Source organism: Phenylobacterium sp., assembly GCF_030680185.1.
Lineage (GTDB): Bacteria > Pseudomonadota > Alphaproteobacteria > Caulobacterales > Caulobacteraceae > Phenylobacterium.
Map to the genome: position 1 here is coordinate 201,845 of NZ_JAUXVZ010000053.1, position 20,916 is coordinate 222,760.

Annotated in this window: 23 protein-coding genes; 18 read left to right on the forward strand and 5 right to left on the reverse strand. The window is 69.3% G+C overall.

What is annotated here, in order from left to right:
* Positions 1 to 36 precede the first annotated feature (36 nt).
* Together Q8L83_RS13075 and Q8L83_RS13080 are read left to right on the forward strand one after the other, a co-directional pair.
* Positions 37 to 1,203 (forward strand): DegT/DnrJ/EryC1/StrS aminotransferase family protein, encoded by a 1,167-nt coding sequence (locus Q8L83_RS13075; RefSeq protein WP_305287611.1) that lies wholly within the window; start codon positions 37 to 39, stop codon positions 1,201 to 1,203.
* Entirely contained in the window at positions 1,200 to 2,573 is a 1,374-nt protein-coding gene (locus Q8L83_RS13080) for a nucleotide sugar dehydrogenase (RefSeq protein ID WP_305287612.1), read from the forward strand. The genes Q8L83_RS13075 and Q8L83_RS13080 overlap by 4 nt, the downstream gene beginning before the upstream one ends.
* A 118-nt stretch (positions 2,574 to 2,691) precedes the next feature.
* Here the strand turns inward: Q8L83_RS13080 and Q8L83_RS13085 are convergent, their stop codons facing one another.
* The 3 genes from Q8L83_RS13085 to Q8L83_RS13095 all read right to left on the reverse strand — a co-directional run bounded on the left by Q8L83_RS13085 (position 2,692) and on the right by Q8L83_RS13095 (position 5,477).
* On the reverse strand, positions 2,692 to 3,504 hold the full coding sequence (locus tag Q8L83_RS13085) for a thioesterase family protein (protein WP_305287614.1): 813 nt from the start codon (positions 3,502 to 3,504) through the stop codon (positions 2,692 to 2,694).
* Positions 3,505 to 3,711: 207 nt separating this feature from the next.
* Entirely contained in the window at positions 3,712 to 4,257 is a 546-nt protein-coding gene (locus Q8L83_RS13090; protein ID WP_305287616.1) for a hypothetical protein, read from the reverse strand.
* Between the two features lie 38 nt (positions 4,258 to 4,295).
* Positions 4,296 to 5,477, reverse strand: a complete 1,182-nt coding sequence (locus tag Q8L83_RS13095; RefSeq protein WP_305287618.1) for a hypothetical protein — start codon at positions 5,475 to 5,477, stop codon at positions 4,296 to 4,298.
* Positions 5,478 to 5,664: 187 nt separating this feature from the next.
* On the opposite strand from Q8L83_RS13095, the gene Q8L83_RS13100 reads away from it, so the two are divergent.
* The 16 genes from Q8L83_RS13100 (at position 5,665) to tilS (ending at position 19,145) form a co-directional block, all read left to right on the forward strand.
* Positions 5,665 to 6,630, forward strand: a complete 966-nt coding sequence (locus Q8L83_RS13100) for a zinc-binding alcohol dehydrogenase family protein (RefSeq protein WP_305287620.1) — start codon at positions 5,665 to 5,667, stop codon at positions 6,628 to 6,630.
* 72 nt (positions 6,631 to 6,702) lie between these two features.
* On the forward strand, positions 6,703 to 7,539 hold the full coding sequence (locus Q8L83_RS13105) for an alpha/beta fold hydrolase (protein ID WP_305287622.1): 837 nt from the start codon (positions 6,703 to 6,705) through the stop codon (positions 7,537 to 7,539).
* A gap of 22 nt (positions 7,540 to 7,561) precedes the next feature.
* Positions 7,562 to 8,353 (forward strand): SDR family NAD(P)-dependent oxidoreductase, encoded by a 792-nt coding sequence (locus Q8L83_RS13110; protein ID WP_305287624.1) that lies wholly within the window; start codon positions 7,562 to 7,564, stop codon positions 8,351 to 8,353.
* A 104-nt stretch (positions 8,354 to 8,457) separates the two neighbouring features.
* The gene (locus tag Q8L83_RS13115; protein ID WP_305287625.1) at positions 8,458 to 9,204 is read left to right on the forward strand and encodes a YebC/PmpR family DNA-binding transcriptional regulator; all 747 of its coding nucleotides are present in this window, start codon (positions 8,458 to 8,460) and stop codon (positions 9,202 to 9,204) included.
* 66 nt (positions 9,205 to 9,270) lie between these two features.
* Complete coding sequence (locus Q8L83_RS13120; protein WP_305287627.1) at positions 9,271 to 9,759, forward strand: hypothetical protein; 489 nt, start codon at positions 9,271 to 9,273, stop codon at positions 9,757 to 9,759.
* Positions 9,760 to 9,840: 81 nt separating this feature from the next.
* Positions 9,841 to 10,359 (forward strand): crossover junction endodeoxyribonuclease RuvC, encoded by a 519-nt coding sequence (ruvC, locus tag Q8L83_RS13125; protein ID WP_305287629.1) that lies wholly within the window; start codon positions 9,841 to 9,843, stop codon positions 10,357 to 10,359.
* Complete coding sequence (ruvA, locus tag Q8L83_RS13130; RefSeq protein ID WP_305287684.1) at positions 10,359 to 10,976, forward strand: Holliday junction branch migration protein RuvA; 618 nt, start codon at positions 10,359 to 10,361, stop codon at positions 10,974 to 10,976. Before ruvC ends, ruvA begins: the two co-directional genes overlap by 1 nt.
* A complete protein-coding gene (gene ruvB, locus Q8L83_RS13135; RefSeq protein WP_305287631.1) occupies positions 10,973 to 12,004 on the forward strand; it encodes a Holliday junction branch migration DNA helicase RuvB in 1,032 nt (343 codons plus the stop codon). Before ruvA ends, ruvB begins: the two co-directional genes overlap by 4 nt.
* A gap of 17 nt (positions 12,005 to 12,021) precedes the next feature.
* Complete coding sequence (gene ybgC / locus Q8L83_RS13140; protein ID WP_305287633.1) at positions 12,022 to 12,498, forward strand: tol-pal system-associated acyl-CoA thioesterase; 477 nt, start codon at positions 12,022 to 12,024, stop codon at positions 12,496 to 12,498.
* A 225-nt stretch (positions 12,499 to 12,723) separates the two neighbouring features.
* Positions 12,724 to 13,434 (forward strand): protein TolQ, encoded by a 711-nt coding sequence (gene tolQ / locus Q8L83_RS13145; protein ID WP_305287635.1) that lies wholly within the window; start codon positions 12,724 to 12,726, stop codon positions 13,432 to 13,434.
* Positions 13,435 to 13,440: 6 nt separating this feature from the next.
* The gene (locus Q8L83_RS13150) at positions 13,441 to 13,920 is read left to right on the forward strand and encodes a biopolymer transporter ExbD (protein WP_305287637.1); all 480 of its coding nucleotides are present in this window, start codon (positions 13,441 to 13,443) and stop codon (positions 13,918 to 13,920) included.
* A gap of 114 nt (positions 13,921 to 14,034) precedes the next feature.
* Positions 14,035 to 14,838 (forward strand): energy transducer TonB, encoded by an 804-nt coding sequence (locus tag Q8L83_RS13155; RefSeq protein ID WP_305287639.1) that lies wholly within the window; start codon positions 14,035 to 14,037, stop codon positions 14,836 to 14,838.
* 15 nt (positions 14,839 to 14,853) lie between these two features.
* On the forward strand, positions 14,854 to 16,152 hold the full coding sequence (gene tolB, locus Q8L83_RS13160) for a Tol-Pal system beta propeller repeat protein TolB (RefSeq protein ID WP_305287641.1): 1,299 nt from the start codon (positions 14,854 to 14,856) through the stop codon (positions 16,150 to 16,152).
* A gap of 133 nt (positions 16,153 to 16,285) precedes the next feature.
* Positions 16,286 to 16,837, forward strand: a complete 552-nt coding sequence (pal, locus tag Q8L83_RS13165; RefSeq protein ID WP_305287643.1) for a peptidoglycan-associated lipoprotein Pal — start codon at positions 16,286 to 16,288, stop codon at positions 16,835 to 16,837.
* Between the two features lie 152 nt (positions 16,838 to 16,989).
* Complete coding sequence (gene ybgF / locus Q8L83_RS13170; protein ID WP_305287645.1) at positions 16,990 to 17,874, forward strand: tol-pal system protein YbgF; 885 nt, start codon at positions 16,990 to 16,992, stop codon at positions 17,872 to 17,874.
* Positions 17,865 to 19,145 (forward strand): tRNA lysidine(34) synthetase TilS, encoded by a 1,281-nt coding sequence (gene tilS, locus Q8L83_RS13175; RefSeq protein ID WP_305287647.1) that lies wholly within the window; start codon positions 17,865 to 17,867, stop codon positions 19,143 to 19,145. Before ybgF ends, tilS begins: the two co-directional genes overlap by 10 nt.
* Here the strand turns inward: tilS and Q8L83_RS13180 are convergent.
* Entirely contained in the window at positions 19,142 to 20,557 is a 1,416-nt protein-coding gene (locus tag Q8L83_RS13180; protein WP_305287649.1) for an NAD(P)(+) transhydrogenase (Re/Si-specific) subunit beta, read from the reverse strand. The genes tilS and Q8L83_RS13180 overlap by 4 nt on opposite strands.
* Positions 20,558 to 20,580: 23 nt before the next feature.
* Complete coding sequence (locus tag Q8L83_RS13185; protein ID WP_305282348.1) at positions 20,581 to 20,901, reverse strand: proton-translocating transhydrogenase family protein; 321 nt, start codon at positions 20,899 to 20,901, stop codon at positions 20,581 to 20,583.
* Positions 20,902 to 20,916 lie beyond the last annotated feature (15 nt).

Below are 20,916 nucleotides of genomic sequence, written 5' to 3' on the forward strand. Positions count from 1 at the left end.
GCATGTACCGCCGCCTAAAGACCCGCGAGTAACGCCATGCCGATTCCGTTCATTGACCTGCAGGCCCAGCGCAAGCGCCTCGGCGAACCGCTGGAAGCCGCCATCCTCGAGGTGGTGCGCTCGGGCGCCTATGTCATGGGACCGCAGGTCACAGCTTTCGAGGCGGCCCTCGGCGAATTCGGCCAGGCGCCGCATGTGCTGTCCTGCGGCTCGGGCACCGAGGCGCTGATCCTGCCGCTGATGGCCTGGGGGATTGGCCCCGGGGACGCGGTCTTCTGCCCCTCGTTCACCTTTGCGGCCACCGCTGAGGTCGTGCCCCTGGTGGGCGCCTCGCCGGTCTTCGTCGACATCCTGCCCGACACCTACAATATGGACGCCGCCCACCTGGACGCGGCCATCGCCGCGGTGAAGGCCGAAGGCCAGCTGACGCCCAAGGCGGTGATCGCTGTCGACCTGTTCGGCCAGCCCGCCGACTATCCGGCGATCAGCGCGGTCTGCCGCAAGCACGGCCTGAAGCTGATCGCCGATTCCGCGCAAGGCTTCGGCTGCACCCTGAATGGCCATCACCCGCTGCATTGGGCCGATGTGGCCACCACCAGCTTCTTCCCGGCCAAGCCGCTGGGCTGCTACGGCGACGGCGGGGCGGTTCTCTGCAAGGACGCGCGCCTGCACGACCTTTTGGTCTCTCTGCGCGTGCACGGCCAGGCGGTGAAGTCCGACCTCGAGGGCCGCACCTTCGACCACGATCCCAAGTATCTGAACATGCGGATCGGCATGAACGCGCGGATGGACACGGTCCAGGCCGCCGTCCTGCTGCAGAAGCTCTCCATATTCGCCGACGAGATCGAGGCGCGGAACCGCGTGGCCGACCGCTACGCCCAGGGCCTCTCCGACGTGGTGCGCACACCCCCGGTGATCGACGGCGGCGTCTCGGTCTGGGCGCAGTACACCATCGAGACCGACGACCGCGACGGTCTGGCCGCGTATCTGAAGGCCGCCGAAATCCCCACCGCGGTCTATTATCCGATCCCGATCCACAAGCAGGGGGTCTATTCCGGCTATCCTGTGGGGCCGGGCGGCTTGCCGGCGACGATGGCGGCGGCCGAGCGGGTCATCAGCCTGCCCATGCACCCCTATCTGGAGGCCGACGTGCAGGATCAGATCATCGCCGCGGTCCGCGCCTTCGCTGGTCGCAACGCATGAGCGGACCCGCCCTGGACGGAGACCGTCCGAGCCCGGACCAGATGGCCGCCGCCTTCGAGGCCCGCGCAGACTCGCGGGACCTGATCATCGGCGTCATCGGCCTCGGCTATGTGGGCCTGCCCCTGGCTGAGGGCTTCATCGGCAAGGGGTTCCGGGTTCTGGCCTATGACCCGGACGCCGCCAAGGTCGCGGCCCTGCAGGCCGGGCGCAGCTATATCAAGCACATCTCCGACGGCCGGGTCGCGGCCATGGGCGCCACCGGACGGCTGGAGGCCACCACCGATGAGGCGCGCCTGGCCGCCGCCGACGCCCTGCTGATGTGCGTGCCCACCCCGCTGAACGTCCACCGGGAGCCGGACCTTTCCTATGTGGCCGACTGTGCGAAGACGATTTCGCGGCATCTGCGCCGGGGTCAGCTGGTGGTGCTGGAATCCACCACCTATCCCGGCACCAGCGAGGAACTGATCCGACCGATCCTGGAGGCCGCCACCGGCCTGAAATCGGGGACCGACTTCGCCATCGCCTACAGCCCCGAGCGGGAAGATCCCGGCAATATCGACTTCGGGGCCACCACAATCCCCAAGGTGGTCGGGGCCGACACCGAGGCCGAACGTCGGATGGCCATCGCCGTCTATTCGCCGCTGACCCAGGTAGTGCCGGTCAGCGACCTGAAGACCGCCGAGGCGGTCAAGCTGACCGAGAACATCTTCCGCCTGGTCAATATCGCCCTGGTCAACGAGCTCAAGGTCGTCTTCGAGAGCATGGACATCGACATCTGGGAGGTGATCGATGCGGCCAAGACCAAGCCCTTCGGCTACATGCCCTTCTACCCGGGGCCGGGACTGGGCGGGCACTGCATCGCCATCGACCCCTTCTACCTGACCTGGAAGGCCCGCGCCCACGGCGAGGCGACTCGCTTCATCGAACTGGCCGGCGACGTGGTCGCCGCCCTGCCGCGCCGGGTCGTGGAGGCGGTGTCCGAGGCCCTGTCCAGCCGCGAGGGCAAGGCGGTACGCGGCGCCCGCATCCTGGTCGTCGGGCTGGCGTACAAGAAGAATGTCGACGACATGCGCGAGAGTCCCTCGCTGCATGTGATCCGCCTGCTGCGCGAGCGCGGCGCCCTGGTCGACTATTACGACCCGCACATTCCGGTCGTGCACGATAACGGCGAGCACCCGGAGGTGGCCGGCATGGCCTCCATCGGCTGGGACGAGGCCGACCTGGCGACCTATGACTGCGCCGTCATCTGCACCGACCACGACATGGTGGACTACGCCGCCCTGACGACGGCCGTCCCCCTGGTCATCGACACCCGCAACGCCGTCGGCCGCCTAGCCCCGGACATGGCCGGCCTAGTCCGCAAGGCCTGAGGAAGAGCCATTACCCCATTCGTCACCCTCGGCTTGACCCGAGGGTCCATGCACACCACGGCCAATCCCGTGTCATGAATGGTCGGATCAAGCCCGACCATGACGGTAGAAAGAGCCCCTACTTGAACCAGCAGAGCTGTTCGGTAGTGGCCAGCAGCACGCCGTCGCGGGACCAGAGCGCCCCGTGCTGATCGAAGAAGCCGCTCTCGAACCGGCGCCCCTTGGCCTCGCCCAGGATGAAGTCGCCGCCCACCGCCTCCAGCTCCGCCGGGGTGGCGTGGAAATAGACGCTCATGCTCACCGTCGAGGCCGGCCGCCGCTCGGCGCTGCGATAGAAGATCCGCGGGGCGAAGACGTCGGCCAAGCCCGCCAGCAGCACATAGTCCAGCGGCCTCGACTGATGGTCGCGCATCCAGTTGCGGGTCAGGCTGTCGGGGTTCTCCTGCAGCGGCGCCGAACCCTGGACGGCGCGCTGCTCGAACATGGCGGTGAAGAAACCCGGGCGGGTGGGGATGCTCTCGATATCCTCTGGCGCCTTCACGCCCTCGGGGAAGCTCGCCTCATGGGTGGAAAAGGTCTCCCGCCGCTGGCCGAGCGTCACCATGGCCATGGCCACCGGGGCGCCGTTCTGGATGAGCTCGGAGGTCCAGAATTCCACCGACTTGCCCTGCCGGGCCGGCCGGGTGGAGAGCTGCAGCGGGCTGTCGTCCAGGCCGCCCATCAGATTGACCGTCAGGCCCACCGGCGTGCCCCCGTGGTCGCTTTCGGCCAGCACGGCCTTCAGCAGCAGGGCGGCGGTCCATCCGCCCCAGGGGCCGATCATGTTCCAGTAGCGCTTGTCGATCCGCGAATCCCACAGGCGCGGGCCGGCGGGGCTCAGGGGCAGGGATTCGTCGAAATCGTACAGGCGCACGTGCGCGGCGTCGTCCACGGGCAATTCCTCGAATGAATGCGGGCGCGGCGGGGAGGCCGCGATCAATGGGCCGCTTCTAGAAAAGGCGCCGTAGGGGAAGGCTAGCGATCGGACGCCCAACGCCCGGAACGAAAGAGAGCGCAGCCAAGGCCACGCTCTCCTCCATCAGGATGAGGCCGGTACTCCCCCAAGCCCGGCTACGTCACAGCAAGGGATGCGACGCTCCTAACAGGCTTTTTCCCGGTAGAGGCCCAGCAAGTGGTTCATGCGCTGCTGCTGGGGCGAGACGGTGGGCGCGGCGACCTCGCCGCCGGCGGCGACGGCCTGGCCTACAGCCTGGGAGCTGGAGTCGGCCACCGCGCTCAGCGCCTGGGCGGCGAAGGGGCTGAAGGCCCCACCCACCATGCCGCGGGCCAGCCCGTAACGGGCTGCGCCGCCCAGGACGCCGCTGGCCAGGCCGCCGGCCATGCCCCGGCCCTGCTTGGCGCGCTGGGCCTCCTTGGCGGCTTCGGCCTGCTCGGCCATCAGCTGGGCGTTCAGCGTATTGGCCTCAGCCCCGATCTGCTCGCAGCTCATGGCCCGGTCGCCGGGACGCAGCACCTGGTAGACGCTGGGGTCGACCATCGGCGCAGCCGGCAGGACGGCGGGCGCGGCGACAGGCGGCAGGCTTTCGGCCGGCGCCGGCGGCAGGGTGGCGACGTCCGGGGTCTGGGCGACCGCGGCACCGGCGGCCAGCGCCAGGGCGGCCGTGGCGCAGATCAAGCGCTTCATGGTTCAGGTCTCCATAGGACAGAAGGTGGCGGGAAAGATCATTGGCCGCGCGCCTTGCGAATCTCGGCCACCAGGGCGGCGTTGAAGCCCTGGATGGCGGCGCGGCTGAGGGCGGCGTAGCGCTTGGGCGAGACCTCGGCGTCGTAGACGAGGCTCTGGCGATAGATCGAACCGAAGCCGACGCTGACCAGGGCGTTATGGGTGGCGATGGAGTCCGACCGGTCGGCGGTCTGGGCCAGGATGCCGAAGGGCTGTGGGGTGAAGGCGCCCTTGGTGGTGAACCAGCCGGGCATGGCGCCGCCGCTGTTGTTCCCCCAGACGAAATCCACCTGCGACTTCGGATTGATCCCGAAGCGGAGCTCGGCGTCCACCGAGGCCGAGCCGCTGTAGGTGCGCCGGCCCGTGCTCTCCATGTCGATATAGTCGATGAGCAGGCGCGGTGAGATGATGATGGCGTCCAGGTCGCGACTGGCGCGGCCGAACCGCATCAGCGCCCCCGACGCCGCCACTGCGCCCATTCCGGTCTCGAAGGCGTGTCCCTTGATCGGCGGCAGGTGGCGAGGGCCATAGACGACCCAGGCCTTGGTGGCGCGGCTGTCGATGATTCCCTGGCCGCCCACAGGCGCCTCATATCGGGCGAGGCCCTGCATCTGCTCAGACGCCTGTTGGGCCGCCGGATCGACCACCTCGAACCCGGCCGCCTCGAGCTGGCGCACCAGGTCGGCATAGGCCTCGTCGGCCAGGTCGCGGGCCATCTCGTCGGTCACGCCGATCAGACGGGTGGCGATCTGGGTCCGCCGCTGGCTGGTGTCGAGGCCAGCCCCGCCACCAAAGGCGCTGGCGCTGGCGCCCTGGACGAAGGCCAGGGTGTAGCCCGGAATGGCGATCTTCGGCCGGTTGGCCAGATAGCGGGTGGATTGGCCCTGCAGCGCCACCGGCAGGGGCGGCGCCGTGGCCGGCATCATGTCGAGCTGGGCCAGGCTGACCTGGCCGCCGGATTCGGCGCCGACATAGGAGCGTCCCACCGCGCCGCTGACCGAGGTCGAGCCGGTGCGTCCCGACGAGGCGTCCTGGGCGGGCGTCGTCCCCGGCGGCGGGGTGTAGAGAGCGCCGAAAGGATCGGACTGACTCGCGGCCGGGCCGCCGAACGGCATTGCCAGAAGGCCGGCGAAACAGAGGGCGCTCAGGCCCGGGGGGCGGCGGCGGAACGCGCGGCGCATGGGGGAATGGCCTTGGGGTCAGTGGAACGAGGCGTGTCGCCCCTTTCCTGCGCCCTGCGGCGGGGCGTCGCATGATCCAAACGGACTAGGCATGGCGCGGGCCGTGCGTCCGGCGCCTTGCGAACGCCGCCTCGTCATGGGAAGGCTTGGCGTCAAACGTTTGTTTTAAGTCATTAGGGAGACGGCCATGAAGGCTGCGGTCTATTACGAGAACGGTGGTCCCGAGGTCCTGAAATATGAGGAAATCCCGGACCCGGCCTGCCACCCCAAGGGGGTGATCATCCGTGTGGAAGCCATCGCCATCGAGGGCGGCGACACGCTGAACCGCTGGCGCGGCCCGCTGATGACCAACCCGCACGTGGTCGGCTATCAAGCCGCCGGCGAGATCATCGAGATCGGCGAGCAGGTCACCAATGTGAAGGTCGGCCAGAAGGTCGCGACCGTGAACAACTGGGGCAGCCACGCCGAGCTGCGCTCGGTTCCCGCGCGCAACTGCTGGCCCGTTCCCGACGGCTTCGACCTGCGCAAGGCCGCCGCGATCCCCGTCACCTTCGGCACGGCCCATGACTGCCTGTTCGAGTTCGGCCGCATGAAGAAGGGCGAAACCGTCCTGGTGCAGGCCGGCGCGTCCGGCGTCGGCGTCGCCGCCATCCAGCTGGCCAAGCGGGCCGGCGCGGGCCTCATCCTGGCCACGGCCTCGTCGGACGAGCGGCTGGAGAAGCTCAAGCGCCTCGGCCTCGACCACGGCATCAACTACACCCGCGACGACGTGGTGAAGGAGGTCAAGCGCCTGACCGACAACAAGGGCGTCGACGTGGTCGTCGATTCCGTCGGCGGCTCGACCCTGCAGGGCTCGATCAATTCGCTGGCCTATCGCGGCCGGGTCTCGATGGTCGGCGCAGCCGGCCGCGAGCCCATGGTGGTCGACGTGGGCACGATGATGGGCGGCAACCGCGCCCTGTCCGGCGTCTTCCTGGGCGCCGAGATCGGCACCGACCGAGTGCATAACAACATCCAGCAACTGATCGAGGACGCCGCCCGCGGCGAACTGGAAGTGATCATCGACAAGGAATTCCCCCTGTCGGACGCCGCCGGCGCTCACGCCTATATCGAGAGCCGCCAGGCTGTCGGCCGGGTGGTGCTGGTCCCCTGATCGCCCCATGATCGGACGGCGCGGGCCTGGCCTGCGCCGTCCACATTCCCTTTCTCAGACCGGGAGGCCGCCATGCCCCGCGCCGCCGTCAATGGCATCGAGATCGAGTACGAGACCTTCGGACCGGGCGATGCGCCGGCCGTCCTGCTGATCAACGGCCTGGGGTCGCAGATGACCCGCTGGCCCGTTCCCTTCTGCGACAAGCTGGTCGCCCGCGGCTACCGGGCCATCCGGTTCGACAACCGCGATGTGGGCCGCTCCACCTGGTTTCAGTCCGGCGACCGCTACACCCTGTCGGACATGGCCGCCGACGCCGCGGGCCTGCTGGATCACCTGAAGATCGACAAGGCGCACATCGTCGGCGTCTCTATGGGCGGCATGATCGCCCAGACCTTCGCCATCGAGCACCCTGACCGGGCCCTGTCGCTGACCTCGATCATGTCGGCCACCGGCGCCCCCGGCAGCATGGACTCCACGCCCGAGGCCGCCGCCGTGCTCACCCAGGTCGCCCCCGATCCGACCGTCGATGAAGAGGCCTTCGTCGCCCATGGCATGAAGAACGCCCGGACCATCGGCAGCCCCGCCTATCCCTGGACCGACGAAGCCCTGCGCGAACGCGTGCTGTCGGAAATGCGCCGGGCCTATAATCCCAAGGGCGTGCAGCGCCAGCGCGGCGCCATCGGCGCCAGCGGCGATCGCACCGAGAAGCTGGCGAAGCTGGACATCCCCACCGTCGTCCTGCACGGCGAGGTCGACCCCCTGATCCCCAAGGCCGGCGGCGAGGCCACCGCCCGGGCGATCCCGGGCGCGGAGCTGCGCATCATTCCGGGCATGGGCCATGACCTGCCCGAAGCCCTCTACGACACCATTATCGACGCCATTGTCGCCGCCGCCGACCGGGCGCGCTGAGCCCTTTTCGCAGGAGAATTTCATGGGACGTCTCGCAGGCTTTTCGGCCGTGGTCACCGGCGCGGCCAGCGGCATCGGCCGGGCCAGCGCCCTGCTTTTCGCCAAGGAGGGCGCCCGGGTCGTCTGCGTCGACCGGGCTGACGCGGTTGAAGAGACCGCCGCCTCCATCCAGGCCCATGGCGGCCAGGCGGTGGCCATGACCGGCGACGCGGGCGACGAGGCCTTCGTGGTCTCCTACATCCAGCGGGCGGTGGATGAGTTTGGCGGCCTGGACGCGGTCTACGCCAATGCCGGGATCACCGGCGGGCCGACGCCCTTCTTCGAGCTGACGCCGGAAATCTGGACCGAAGTGCTGCGAATCAACCTGATCGGCCCCTTCCTGGCCATCAAGCACGCCAGCAAGGTGATGATCCCCAAGGGCAAGGGCTCCATCGTCTGCACCGCTTCGGTGGCCGGCATCCGGTCGGGCGCGGGCCCGGCCTCCTATTCGGCCTCCAAGGCCGGCGTCATCAACCTGGCGACCACCGCGGCCAACGAACTCTATGGCACGGGCGTGCGGGTCAACGCCGTCTGCCCCGGCCTGATCGAGACCGGCATGACGCAGAGCGTGTTCGACTACGCCCGGTCCCGCGGCAGCGAGGACAGGATCGGCCAGCTCAATCCGCTGAAGCGCGCCGGCGTCCCCGACGAAATCGCCCACATGGCCCTGTTCCTGGCCAGCGACGAGGCCTCCTATGTGAACGGCCAGGCCATCGCCGTCGACGGCGGCCTGTCGTCGTCGCACCCCGTCGGCAAGCGCGGCGGGCCCCGATAGGTGCCATCCTCAATGGGGCGCGAGGGTTTTGCCTTGCGCCCCGGCGAGCGCTAGAAGCGGCGCTCCATCGCTTCTAGACCAGACCAAGACCTCCAGGACCGCCCATGGCCGGACATTCAAAGTTCAAGAACATCATGCACCGCAAGGGCCGCGCCGATGCGGTGCGGTCCAAGCTGTTCTCCAAGCTCAGCCGCGAGATCACCGTGGCCGCCAAGTCGGGCATGCCCGATCCGGCGATGAACTCCCGCCTGCGCCTGGCCGTGGCCAACGCCAAGGCCGAGTCCATGCCCAAGGACAATATCGACCGGGCGATCAAGAAGGCGTCCGGCGCCGACGCCGAGGCCTATGAGGAAATCCGCTATGAGGGCTTTGGCCCCGGCGGGGTGGGCCTGATCGTCGAGGCCCTGACCGATAATCGCAATCGGGCGGCGGCCAATGTGCGGGCCATCTTCTCCAAGAACGGCGGCAATCTGGGGGAGACGGGCGCCGTCTCCTTCATGTTCGACCGGGTGGGCCAGATCGTCTATCCGGCCAGCGTCGGCTCGGAAGACAAGATCATGGAAGCCGCCATCGAGGCCGGCGCCGAGGACGTGGAGTCCGACGAGGACACCCATACCATCTACACCGCCTTCGAAGACCTCTCCGACGTAGCCCAGACCCTGGAAGCCGCGCTGGGCGAACCCAAGTCCACCGCCATCGCCTGGCGGCCTAAGACCCTGACGCCGGTGGAGGGCGAACCGGTCGCCACGCTGATGAAGCTGATCGACGCCCTGGAGGACGATGACGACGTCCAGAACGTCTATGGCAACTACGACATCTCCGACGAGGATCTCGAGACCTACGCCGGCTGAGCCTGCCGCCAAAAAAACTGACACAGGCGACAGGCGCGGGCCTCAGGTGCTAGAAGCCGCGCCCTCATGACCCTGCGCATCTGGATCGAAACCAATCATCAGGCCCCCTACCGCACCGGCGGCTGGGCCTGGCTCCGTCAGAACGGCAAGGCGATTTCCGGCGCCGCCGGCGGCGATCGGGACCTGGACGCCGAAGGATTCTGCGTCCGCGCCCTGCAGGCGGCCCTGATCGACCTGCCCGCCGACGAGGGCGTCGCCCTGCACCTCTCAGACCCCCTGCTGATCGAGGGCGTCCGCACCATGTCGGCCAGGCGAGCGGCCGGCTGGAAGGACGAATCCGGCGCAGCTGACCCGGAGGCGGAAGGCTGGGAAGTGATCGCCCAGGCGCTCGCGGGCCGGACGCTCAGCCTCGTCCGCACCCAGCCCGCCGACGCGCGCACGCCGGCCGGTTTTGCGGCGGCCTGGGCGGAGCTCGCCCGGGACAAGGCCAAGACCAAGGGGACGTTCAAGAACCCGATCCCCCGCCCGAACCTGACCAAGATCCGCGGCCTGTAGGGGGAGCTTAAAGCCCCCTTAACCCTGCGGCGGGCTAATCGGCCGGTAGGAACAATCCCCGAACACGCCTATAGAGAGCCCATGGCCGCCGTGCGAATCCTTGGACTGGACCCCGGCCTCCGCCGCACCGGCTGGGGGGTGATCACCATCGAGGGCGCACGCCTGGCCCATGTGGCCCACGGGGTCATCGCGCCCAAGGACTCCCTGCCTTTTTCCGAACGCCTGCTGGTCCTGTTCGAGGCCATCAGCGCCATTGTCGCCGACCACGGCCCCGATGAGGCGGCGGTGGAGGAGACCTTCATGAACAACAACGCCGCGTCCGCTCTGAAGCTCGGCCACGCCCGCGCCATGGCCCTGGTGGCGCCGGCCCGGGCTGGCCTGCCGGTCGCCGAATATGCCGCCACCGTGGTCAAGAAGGCGGTGGTGGGCACCGGCAGCGCCGACAAGGACCAGGTGGCCTTCATGATCGCCCGGCTGCTGCCGGCGGCCAGCGGCGTCACCGCCGACGCCGCCGACGCCCTGGCCGTGGCCATCGCCCATGCGCACGCCCGCACGGCGCGCAGCCTGGCCGCCCCCCCGCGCACGAGGCGGGTGGCGTGATGATCGGCCGGCTGCGGGGAACAGTCGCCGAGATCGGCGAAGAGGACGCCCTGATCGACGTGCTTGGCGTCGGCTATGTGGTCCGTTGCGGCGCCCGCACCCTCTCGCGCCTGCCGCCGGTCGGCGAAGAGGCGGTGCTGCACATCGAGACCCAGTGGAGCGAGCAGGCGGGCATGCGCCTCTATGGCTTCCTGACGCGGGACGAACGCCGCACCTTCCTGATCCTCAAGGAGATTCAGGGGGTCGGTCCCAAGGCCGCGCTCGCCGTGCTGGACGTCCTGCCCCCGGCCGAACTGGCCGCCGCGGCCGGGCGCCAGGACAAGGCCGCCATCGCCCGCGCGCAAGGGGTGGGTCCCAAGCTCGCCCTGCGCATCGCCACCGAGCTGAAGGACAAGCCCCTCACCGACCTGCCGATCAGCGCCTTTGCGCCGGGCGCAGGCGCGGCCGAACCAGCGCCCGCGCCCTCGGCCTCGGGCGAGGCCGTCGCGGCCATGATGGGTCTCGGCGTCGCTGAGCCCCAGGCCCGGCGCCTGGTCGAGGCCGCCGCCGCGCGCCTGGGCGAGGAGGCGCAAGCGGCCGCCCTGATCAAGGCCGCCCTGCAGGAGCTTGGCCGATGAGCCGGCTGGTCAGCGGCGAGGCCGCCCCGGCCGAGGGCACCGACCGGGCCTATCGCCCCCAGACGCTCGCGGAATTCGTCGGCCAGGAGCAGTCCAAGGCCAATCTGCGCATTTTCATCCAGGCCGCCCGGGATCGCGGCGACACCCTGGATCACGTCCTGCTGTTTGGTCCGCCGGGGCTCGGCAAGACGACGCTGGCCCAGATCATCGCCCGGGAGATGGGGGTGAACTTCCGCGCCACCTCGGGTCCGGTCCTGGCCAAGGCCGGGGACCTTGCCGCCATCCTGACAAATCTGGAGGCCGGCGACGTCCTCTTCATCGACGAGATCCACCGCCTGGCGGCCAATGTTGAGGAGATCCTCTATCCCGCCATGGAGGACCACGTCCTGGACCTGATCATCGGCGAGGGTCCCTCGGCCCGGTCGATCCGCATCGATCTCGCGCCCTTCACCCTGGTCGCGGCGACGACGCGGGCCGGCCTCTTGGCCACGCCACTGCGCGACCGTTTCGGCATCCCCGTCCGCCTGGAATTCTACACGCCGGCCGAGCTCATCAAGGTGCTGGCCCATGCGGCGGGCAAGATGGGCGTCAGCCTGACCAAGGACGGCGCAGCCGAGATCGCCGCCCGGGCCCGGGGCACGCCCAGGGTCGCTGGCCGCCTGCTGCGCCGGGTGCGCGACTTCGCCGCCGCCGAGGGCGCGGTCGCCATCGACAAGGGCGCGGCCGGCCGCGGGCTGGCGCGACTTGAGGTGGACGAGGTGGGACTGGACTCCCTCGACCGCCGCTATCTGCGCGCCCTGATCGACAACTATGGCGGCGGGCCGGCCGGGGTGGAGACCCTGGCCTACGCCAGCGCCGAGGCCCGCGACGCCGTCGAGGATGTGATCGAGCCCTATCTGATGCAGCAGGGCTTCATCCAGCGCACGCCCCGGGGCCGGGTGGCCTGCGCCAAGGCCTATGCGCACCTCGGCCTGACGCCGCCGCCCCAGCCGCCGGGCGCCGGCCAACCGACCCTGTTCGACGAGTAAGACGGAGGCCCGACGCGATGACGCCCGCCCAAGGCGAACCCTCCGCCGGCTGGATCGAAGGCCGCGAACACGTCCTGCCGGTGCGGATCTATTACGAGGACACCGACTTCACCGGCGTCGTCTATCACGGCAATTATCTGCGCTACTTCGAGCGCGGACGGTCCGACTTCCTGCGGCTGGCCGGCGTGCGCCACGCCGAGCTGCTGGACCAGGAGACGCCGGCGGCCTTCACCATCGTGCGCATGGAGCTCGACTTCAAAGCCCCGGCCCGGATCGACGACGCCCTGCAGGTGCGCACCACCTATGACCGGGTGAAGGGACCGCGGCTGTTCATCAGCCAGAGGATCGTCCGCGGCGAGACCCTGATCGCCCAGGCCGCGGTTCTGGCCGCCTGCATCGGCCTGGATGGCCGGCCCCGCAAGCCGCCACCCGGCATGGCGGCTGCGCTGGAGCCCTATTTCGCCCCCGACGCGGCAGGATCCGGCGTCGCATAACGCGCGTATAAGTGACGGGGTGGGTCTGCTGATTCACCTTGTCGGCAAACGATTCGAAGCGATCAGCCATTCTGGGCGTTAGGCAGGGTTCGGTAAGGTTATTGCTGTTCCACTGGCGCGCGTAGGGACGTGATCGTCATGGATCGGCGCCTTAAGTTCGCCACCGCCACGTTCCAAGCCAACCCTAGGGCGCAGTCCCGCCCTCGCCAACGGAGCCCAGACCGCATGGACCCCGCCGCTTCCGCCACCTTGACGGCTGACAGCTTTTCCATGGTCGCGCTGTTCATGCGCGCCGACTGGATCATCAAGGCCGTGATGATCGGCCTGGGCCTCGCCTCCCTGTTCTCCTGGGCGGTGATCATCGACAAGCTGCTGCGGTTCAGCGCCCTCAATCGGCATGCCGACGCGTTCGAGGACCAGGTCTCTTCGGGCCGGTCCCTCGAGGAAATCGCCAACGAAGCCGGCGAGCGCCCCCGCCACGCCCTGCCCCGCATGCTGCAGGCCGCCCTTCGCGAATGGCGCGAGGCCCGCACCAAGGGTCTTTCCAGCGACACCCAGGCCGGCTTCCTGATCCAGCGGATCGACCGGGTGCAGGACGCCATCATCGCCCGCGAAGCCTCCCGGGTTGAGGAGGGTCTGCCCCTCCTGGCCATCGTGGCGACGGCCTCGCCCTTCGTCGGGCTGTTCGGCACCGTCTGGGGGATCATGGACGCCTTCCAGGCCATCGCCATCCAGCAGAACACCAACCTGACCGTGGTGGCGCCCGCCATCGCCGAGGCCCTGTTCGCCACCGCCATCGGCCTGGCCGCCGCGATTCCGGCCTATATCGCCTACAACAAGTTCTCCTCCGACGCCGCCCGCTATTCCGGACGCCTGGAAGGCTTCGCCGACGACCTGGCCACCGCGATCCAGCGGCGGCTGAGCGACCGGGCCTGAGTCCCCATGGCGCTCTCCTCCCACGACGCCTATTCGGCCGGCGGCGGCCGACGCAGACGGCGGTCCAGCCGCCGCGGCGCCCTGTCGGAAATCAACGTCACGCCCCTGGTGGACGTGATGCTGGTGCTGCTCATCGTGTTCATGATCTCGGCGCCTCTGCTGACAGTCGGGGTTCCCCTCGAACTGCCCAAGACCGAGGCCAGCGCCATACCCGATCAGTCCGAACCCCTGACCGTCTCGGTGCGCGCGGACGGCGCGGTGTTCATCGACGAGGAGGAGACGCCCTTCGAAAGCCTGTCGCCGCGGCTGGTCGCCATGGCCGACGGCTCGACGGAGCGCCCCATCTATGTCCGCGCCGACGGGCGGGCCTCCTACGCCACCGTCGCCCAGGTAATGGCCGCCCTGGCCAGCTCGGGCTTCACCTCCATCAACCTGCTCACCGAAACCGGCGGCCCCTCTTCGGGCGCGGATCAGACGGCGCGCTGAGGCCAGCTCATGCGCGATGAGCGGTCGAATCTCAGCTCAGCCCTCATAATCTCGGCGATCCTGCACGTCGCCGTGGTTGGCGTAGCCCTGATTCCCTGGCCTTGGGCGCGCGAATTGACCGTCGGGGCGGTGGTCCCGATCAAGGTCGTGAGCTCGATCCCTGACAATCCTCGCCCCGCCGTTCAGGGGCCCGAAGATCAGGCCGCCCAGACCGAGGCGCCAGAGCCCGACGCGCCCCTGGATGCGCCGGCGGCCGCCCCTGAGCCACAACCTGAACCCCAGCCCGCGCCGGCCCCCCAGCCTGCGCCTCAACCGCAACCCGCGCCCAAGGCTCCGCCGCCGAAGCCTGCGCCAACGCCGAAACCTGCGCCGACCCCGACGCCAAAACCCGCGCCCGCGCCGACGCCGAAACCTGCGCCAGCGCCCACGCCTGCGCCGCCTCAGCCCGCCCCCAAGCCCGCACCCAAGGCTGCGGCGCCGGCCAAGAAAGACAGCGGTCTGGATCTGGACGCCCTGGCCGACAGCCTGAAGGGGTCGCGCAGTTCCGCCGCCAAGGGGACCAGCCGCCCGGAGACCGCGACCCAGCCCCGTTCCACCACCGGCAGCGGCATCTCGGGCGCAGCCATGTCGGGTCTGTCCGAGGAACTCCAGCGCCGCTGGAACCCCAACTGCGAGGTCGAGGCCGCGCGCAATGTCCGCGTCCGCGTCACCTTCCGCCTGGGCAGCGACGGCCGCGTGGTCGGCGATGTGCGGGCCGGCGGACAGGAAACCTCATCGGACCCCGTCGTCCGCGCCGCCGCCGAGCGCGCCATTCGCGCGGTCTATAGCGCCGCCCCCTTCACCACCCTGCCCCGCGAGTTCTACGGTGATCAGATCGCCGTGAGCTTCAACGCCGCCCAGGCGTGCGCCGACAACTAAGGAGCATTCGAGCCCATGCGTCTAAGGACCCTGTTCGTCGCCCTGACGGCGGCCCTGCTGTCGGCGGCGACGCTGGCCAGCCCAGCCCGCGCCCAGATTGAGGTGGACGTCAACCGCGGCGACATCCAGCCGTTGCCCGTCGCCGTGCCGGCCTTCACCGGCGAGCGCGGCGCCGAGATCGCCCAGGTGATCACCAGCAATCTCGAGCGCTCGGGCCTGTTCCGCCCGATCGACCCGGCCGCCTTCATCGAGCGTGACCTCGATATCCGCTACCAGCCGCGCTTCGCCGAGTGGAAAACGATCAACGCCCAGGGCCTGGTCAATGGCGAGGTGACGGTGGACGCCACCGGCCGCCTGACCGTGAACTTCCGCCTGTGGGACGTCTTCTCCGAACAGCAGCTCCTGGGCATGCAGTTCACCTCGACCTCGGAAAACTGGCGCCGCGTGGCGCACAAGATCTCCGACGCCGTCTATGAGCGGCTGACCGGGGAAAAGGGCTATTTCGACACCCGGGTGGTGTTTGTCGCCGAGAGCGGCGGCCGGGTGGACCGGGTCAAGCGCCTGGCGATCATGGATCAGGACGGCGCCAATCCCAGCTATCTGACCGATGGCTCCTATATCGTCATGACGCCCCGGTTCTCCTCCACCAGCCAGGAGATCACCTATATGGCCCTGCGGCCGGATGGGTCGTCGATCTACCTGTTCAACCTGGAAACCGGCCGTCGGGAAGCGCTCGGAAACTTCAGCGGCATGGTGTTCGCGCCGCGCTTCTCCCACGACGGCAGCAAGGTGGCCTTCTCGGTCGAACGGGGCGGCAACACCGACGTCCACGTGATGGACCTGCGCAGCCGCTCCACCAGCCGCCTGACCAGCGACCCGTCGATCGACACCTCGCCGTCCTTCTCGCCGGACGGGGCGCGGATCACCTTCAACTCCGACCGGGGCGGCTCGCCGCAGATCTACGTGATGAACGCCGACGGATCAGGCGCCATGCGGGTGTCCCGCGGCGGCGGGCGCTACATGACCCCGGTCTGGAGTCCCACGGGGGAATTTATCGCCTTCACCAAGCAGGCCGGCGGCCAGTTCCACATCGGCGTCATGCGGCCGGACGGCTCGGGTGAGCGCCTTCTCACCACCAGCTATCTGGATGAAGGCCCCACCTGGGCGCCCAATGGCAGAGTTTTGATGTTCTCGCGTGAAACGCCTGGCGGACCTTCGCGTTTGTGGAGCGTTGACGTCACAGGTCGCGTCGTCCGGCCGGCGCCCTACCCGCAATCCGGGTCGGACCCCGCATGGTCGCCGCTGCTCAACTAATAAGTGAAGGCAGGAGAAGGTTTTTGAAGTTGTTGGCCTAGCTTGACTTCGGCATGTACAAACAGCTTCTCACCGTGACACTGGCGCCGGGCGCGCCGCGTATTATAACTTCTTTATAAGGAAAGACTGCGTGATGACGACCAGCACCATGACCAAGCGCGCCGCCAAGTTTGCGATCATCGCGCTTGCCGCCGCCTCTCTGACCGCTTGCGCCTCGCGGCCCAAGCCGGAAGCTGTCGGCCCGACGCCGCCCCCGCCGCCGCCGCCGGCCAGCCAGCCGGGCACGCCGCCCCCGCCGGTGAGCCAGGGCGCCCTGCCCGGCACGCAGCAAGACTTCGTCATCAATGTCGGCGACCGCGTCTACTTCGACTTCGACTCCTATTCGGTCCGCGGCGACGCCGCCCAGATCCTGGAAGCCCAGGCCGCCTGGCTGAACCGCTACCCCGCGGTGATGATCCGTATCGAAGGCAATGCCGACGAACGCGGCACCCGCGAATACAACCTCGCCCTGGGCGCCCGCCGCGCCAACGCCGTGCGTGACTTCCTGGTCGCCCGTGGCGTCTCGTCGAGCCGCATCAACACCGTGTCCTACGGCAAGGAACGCCCGATCGATCCGGGCACGAGCGAGGACGCCTACCAGCGCAACCGGAACGCCCACACGGCGATCACCTCGGGCGCCAACTAAGACCTGAGCTGAACCTGACCTAGCGGAGGGGACCCATACGGGTCCCCTCTTTGCTGTCGGCCGTCCCTGGCCCTTGGCGCCACGGGCCGGGTTGGCCCATGGTGGCGCCAGCGCCGCAATTTCGGCCCTTCGTCCTCATAGATGATCTGACCATGACGCTTCGCAGCCGCTTCGCTCTGCCCGCCGCCCTGGCGCTGTCTCTGATGACCCTGGGGCCCGCCTTCTCACCGCCCGCCTTGGCGCAGACCTCGATGAGCGATCCCCTGGACGCTCGGGACGCTCGGCGGGTCGAGCGCATGGAGCAGGTGGTGCGCGAACTGCGCGCCATCGTCTTTCAGGGACGCGACACCGGCCGGCCCGTGGTCGTCCAGCCCGCCGAGACAGACTACCGCCTCGCCGACCTTGATCGCCGGCTGAGCGATCTGGAAGCGGTGCTGACCCGCATCAATGGTCAGATCGAGACCAGCAGCTTCGAGCTACGCCAGGCGACCGAACGCAATGCGGCCCTTGAGGCCCAGCTGACGGCCCTGACCGAACGGATCGCTACGCTTGAGGCCTATACGGGCGCTCCGGTGGGCGGCGGCGGTGGCGGCGGCACGCCGCCCGGCTTCGGAGCTACGCCCGCGCCCGGCGCAAGCGCCGGCGGCGGTGGCGGCCCTCAGGCCGACTTCGACCGCGCCCGCGGCCTGATGCTCAGCGGCGACTATGACGCCGCCGAGGCGGCGTTCGAGGGCTTCACCGCCAACCACGGCGGATCGAATCTGGCGGCGGAAGCCAACTATTGGCTGGGCAAGACCCTGGTGGTTCGCGGCGCCGATGGCGAGGCGGCCAGCGCCTTCATCGCCGCCATTCGCGGTTGGCCGACGACGGCCTGGGCGCCGGACGCCGTCCTGGAGCTGTCCCGCTCGCTGATCGCGCTGGAGCGCAATCCCGAGGCCTGCCAGACCCTGGGCGAACTCTCCCGCCGCTATCCCAACGCCGCCCCGTCCATCAAGTCGCGGGCGACCGCGGCCCGGACCCAGGCGCGGTGCGGCTAGCCCAGACGCCTTTTGCGGTCGAAGGCCCCCCGGGCCAGGCGGCCCTGAGCCATCATCTGCGTCGCGACAGTTCGGCCCCCCTGGCGGTGGCCTATTCCGGCGGTGGCGACAGTCTGGCCCTGCTGCTGAGCGTCCAGGCCTGGGCGCAGACCCATGGCCGGCAGGTGATAGCTCTCCACGTCGACCACCGGCTGCAGGCAGCGTCGAGCGCCTGGGCCGATCACTGCGCCGCCGTCGCCGCACGGCTGGGCGTGGCCTTCCAGCATCTCGTCTGGACCGGTCCCAAACCCGAGACCGGCCTCCCCGCCGCCGCCCGCGCGGCCCGTCACCGTCTGCTGGCCCAGGCCGCACGCGACCTCGGCGCCCGGGTGCTCCTGCTCGGCCATACCCTTGATGATGTCGAGGAGAGCCGCCTGATGCGGTCGCAGGGCGCCTCTGCGCCCGAGCCCAGGACCTGGGCGCCCAGCCCCGCCTGGCCAGTGGGCCGCGGCCTCTTCGTGCTTCGGCCCCTGCTGGGCGAGCGCAGAGCGGCCCTGCGCGCCTATCTCTCCCACCAGCCCCACGCCTGGATCGAAGATCCGGCCAACGAAAATCTCGCCTATGCGCGGACGCGGGCAAGGGTCGCCCTGGCCGAAGGCGGGGTGCGAGATCTGCCCCCCCCGCGCCAGGCCGACATCCGCGCGCTCGTCGCCGCCGCCCATATTCATCCGCTGGGCGCGGTGAGTTGGCCTCGGGACGTTCTGGCCGCCCAGCCGGACGCCATCGCCGTGCGAGCCCTCTCCATCGCCTGCCTGTGCGCGGCCGGCTCTGTCCGACCACCGCGAACCACGGCGCTCGCGCGTCTGCTGGCGCGGATGAGGACAGCTGAGGTGTTCACGGCCACCCTGGCCGGCGCTCGGATCGAAGCCGGCGCGCAAAGCGTCATGATTGTGCGTGAGGCCGGCGAGGCGGCTCGGGGCGGTCTGATCGAGCAGGCGCTGACGCCGGGACCTGCCCAGGTCTGGGACGGCCGGTTCGAGATCGTGACGTCCCGCCAGGGCCTGCGGATCCGCGCCCTCGCGGGGCTAGCCGCCCAACTGGCGCCAGCGGAGCATAGGGCCCTCGCCGCCCTGCCCCCCAGCCTGCGCCCCACCCTGCCTGCCGTGGTCGATGAGGCCGGGCAGGTCGCCTGCGCCGTCCTTCAGCCCATGGGCGGCGTCGAGATTCGCAGCCTGGTCACCGGACGCCTCCGGGCCGCCGCCGGCCTGGTCGCCCAGGAACCTGCCGCCTAGAGCGACTTGAGGATGCCTTCGACCATCTTCTTGGCGTCGCCGAACAGCATCATGGTGTTGTCGCGGAAGAAGAGCTCGTTATCGACCCCGGCATAGCCCGAGCTCATGCCCCGCTTCACGAACAGCACGGTGCGGGCCTTTTCCACGTCCAGGATCGGCATACCGTAGATGGCCGAGGTCGGATCGGTCTTGGCCGCTGGATTGGTCACGTCGTTGGCCCCGATGACGAAGGCCACGTCGGCGGTGGAGAACTCCGAATTGATGTCCTCCAGCTCGAAGACCTCGTCATAGGAGACCTGGGCCTCGGCCAGCAGCACGTTCATGTGGCCGGGCATGCGGCCGGCCACCGGGTGGATGGCGTACTTCACGTCGACGCCCTCGGCCTTCAGCACGTCGCCCATTTCACGCAGGGCGTGCTGGGCCTGGGAGACGGCCATGCCGTAGCCCGGCACGATGATCACCTTGCTGGCGTTCTTCATGATGAAGGCGGCGTCCTCGGCCGAGCCCTGCTTGACCGGCCGGGTCTCGACCTGACCGCCGCCTCCGGCCGCAGAGTCGTCAGCGCCGAAGCCGCCCAGGATCACCGAGACGAACGAGCGGTTCATGCCCTTGCACATGATGTAGGACAGGATCGCCCCCGACGAGCCCACCAGGGCGCCGGTGATGATCAGGGTGGTGTTCTCGAGCGTGAAGCCCAGCGCCGCGGCCGCCCAGCCGGAATACGAGTTCAGCATCGAGACGACGACGGGCATGTCGGCGCCGCCGATGGGGATGATCAGGGTGATCCCGATCAGCAGGGCCAGGGCGAAGATCGCCCAGAAGGCCCAGACCGCCGCGCCGCCGCTCAACACCAGCACGACCACCAGGGCGACGATCGCCCCGGCGATGGCCAGGTTCAGCAGGTGGCGGGCCGGCAGCAGGATCGGCGCGCCGGACATGTTGCCGTTCAACTTGGCGAAAGCGATCACCGAGCCGGTGAAGGTCACAGCCCCGATGGCCAGCCCCAGGGACAGCTCGATCAGCGAGATCAGGTGGATCTCGCCGGTGACGCCGATGCCATAGGCCTCGGGCGTATAGATGGCCGCCACCGCCACCAGACAGGCGGCCAGACCCACCAGGCTGTGGAAGGCCGCCACCAGCTGGGGCATTGAGGTCATCGGCACCTTTCGCGCGATCACCGCGCCGACGCCGCCGCCGATGGCCACGCCGCCGACGATCAGGGCCAGGGTCAGGGCGTCCAGCGCCCCTTGACCCAGCAGGGTGGCCATGGCGGTGCCGACCGCGATGGCCATGCCGATCATGCCGTTGCGGTTGCCCGCCCGGCTGGTCTCGGGACTCGAAAGGCCCCGCAGCGCCAGGATGAAGAGCACCCCGGAGACGAGGTAGAGAATGGCCGCGAGATTGGCGTTCATGATCGTGCCCCCTAAGGCCGGCTCTACTTCTGCTTCTTCTTGTACATGGCGAGCATGCGCTGGGTGACCAGGAAGCCCCCGAAGATGTTCACCGCCGCCAGCGCTGCGGCCAGGGCGCCCGCGCCCTTGGAGATCATCACGCTGCCGCTCAAGGCTGCGCCCTCGGCCCCGTGGGCGGCGGCGGCCAGCAGGGCGCCGACGATGATTACCGAGGAGATGGCGTTGGTCACCGCCATCAGAGGCGTGTGCAGGGCCGGCGTCACGCTCCACACCACGTAATAGCCCACGAAGATGGCGAGCACGAAGATCGCCAGGCGGAAGACGGTGGGATCGACAGATTCCATAGGGATCGTCCTCTC

Excerpts from the sequence above, each read along its gene's own strand:
- Q8L83_RS13105 (WP_305287622.1), top strand. The coding sequence starts at position 6,703 with ATGCCCCGCGCCGCCGTCAATGGCATCGAGATCGAGTACGAGACCTTC.
- Q8L83_RS13090 (WP_305287616.1), bottom strand. The coding sequence starts at position 4,257 with ATGAAGCGCTTGATCTGCGCCACGGCCGCCCTGGCGCTGGCCGCCGGT.
- tolQ (WP_305287635.1), top strand. The coding sequence starts at position 12,724 with ATGGACCCCGCCGCTTCCGCCACCTTGACGGCTGACAGCTTTTCCATG.
- Q8L83_RS13120 (WP_305287627.1), top strand. The coding sequence starts at position 9,271 with ATGACCCTGCGCATCTGGATCGAAACCAATCATCAGGCCCCCTACCGC.
- Q8L83_RS13075 (WP_305287611.1), top strand. The coding sequence starts at position 37 with ATGCCGATTCCGTTCATTGACCTGCAGGCCCAGCGCAAGCGCCTCGGC.
- ruvA (WP_305287684.1), top strand. The coding sequence starts at position 10,359 with ATGATCGGCCGGCTGCGGGGAACAGTCGCCGAGATCGGCGAAGAGGAC.
- ruvC (WP_305287629.1), top strand. The coding sequence starts at position 9,841 with ATGGCCGCCGTGCGAATCCTTGGACTGGACCCCGGCCTCCGCCGCACC.
- tolB (WP_305287641.1), top strand. The coding sequence starts at position 14,854 with ATGCGTCTAAGGACCCTGTTCGTCGCCCTGACGGCGGCCCTGCTGTCG.
- Q8L83_RS13080 (WP_305287612.1), top strand. The coding sequence starts at position 1,200 with ATGAGCGGACCCGCCCTGGACGGAGACCGTCCGAGCCCGGACCAGATG.
- pal (WP_305287643.1), top strand. The coding sequence starts at position 16,286 with ATGACGACCAGCACCATGACCAAGCGCGCCGCCAAGTTTGCGATCATC.
- Q8L83_RS13185 (WP_305282348.1), bottom strand. The coding sequence starts at position 20,901 with ATGGAATCTGTCGATCCCACCGTCTTCCGCCTGGCGATCTTCGTGCTC.
- Q8L83_RS13180 (WP_305287649.1), bottom strand. The coding sequence starts at position 20,557 with ATGAACGCCAATCTCGCGGCCATTCTCTACCTCGTCTCCGGGGTGCTC.
- Q8L83_RS13115 (WP_305287625.1), top strand. The coding sequence starts at position 8,458 with ATGGCCGGACATTCAAAGTTCAAGAACATCATGCACCGCAAGGGCCGC.
- ruvB (WP_305287631.1), top strand. The coding sequence starts at position 10,973 with ATGAGCCGGCTGGTCAGCGGCGAGGCCGCCCCGGCCGAGGGCACCGAC.
- ybgF (WP_305287645.1), top strand. The coding sequence starts at position 16,990 with ATGACGCTTCGCAGCCGCTTCGCTCTGCCCGCCGCCCTGGCGCTGTCT.
- Q8L83_RS13150 (WP_305287637.1), top strand. The coding sequence starts at position 13,441 with ATGGCGCTCTCCTCCCACGACGCCTATTCGGCCGGCGGCGGCCGACGC.
- Q8L83_RS13110 (WP_305287624.1), top strand. The coding sequence starts at position 7,562 with ATGGGACGTCTCGCAGGCTTTTCGGCCGTGGTCACCGGCGCGGCCAGC.
- Q8L83_RS13100 (WP_305287620.1), top strand. The coding sequence starts at position 5,665 with ATGAAGGCTGCGGTCTATTACGAGAACGGTGGTCCCGAGGTCCTGAAA.
- Q8L83_RS13095 (WP_305287618.1), bottom strand. The coding sequence starts at position 5,477 with ATGCGCCGCGCGTTCCGCCGCCGCCCCCCGGGCCTGAGCGCCCTCTGT.
- ybgC (WP_305287633.1), top strand. The coding sequence starts at position 12,022 with ATGACGCCCGCCCAAGGCGAACCCTCCGCCGGCTGGATCGAAGGCCGC.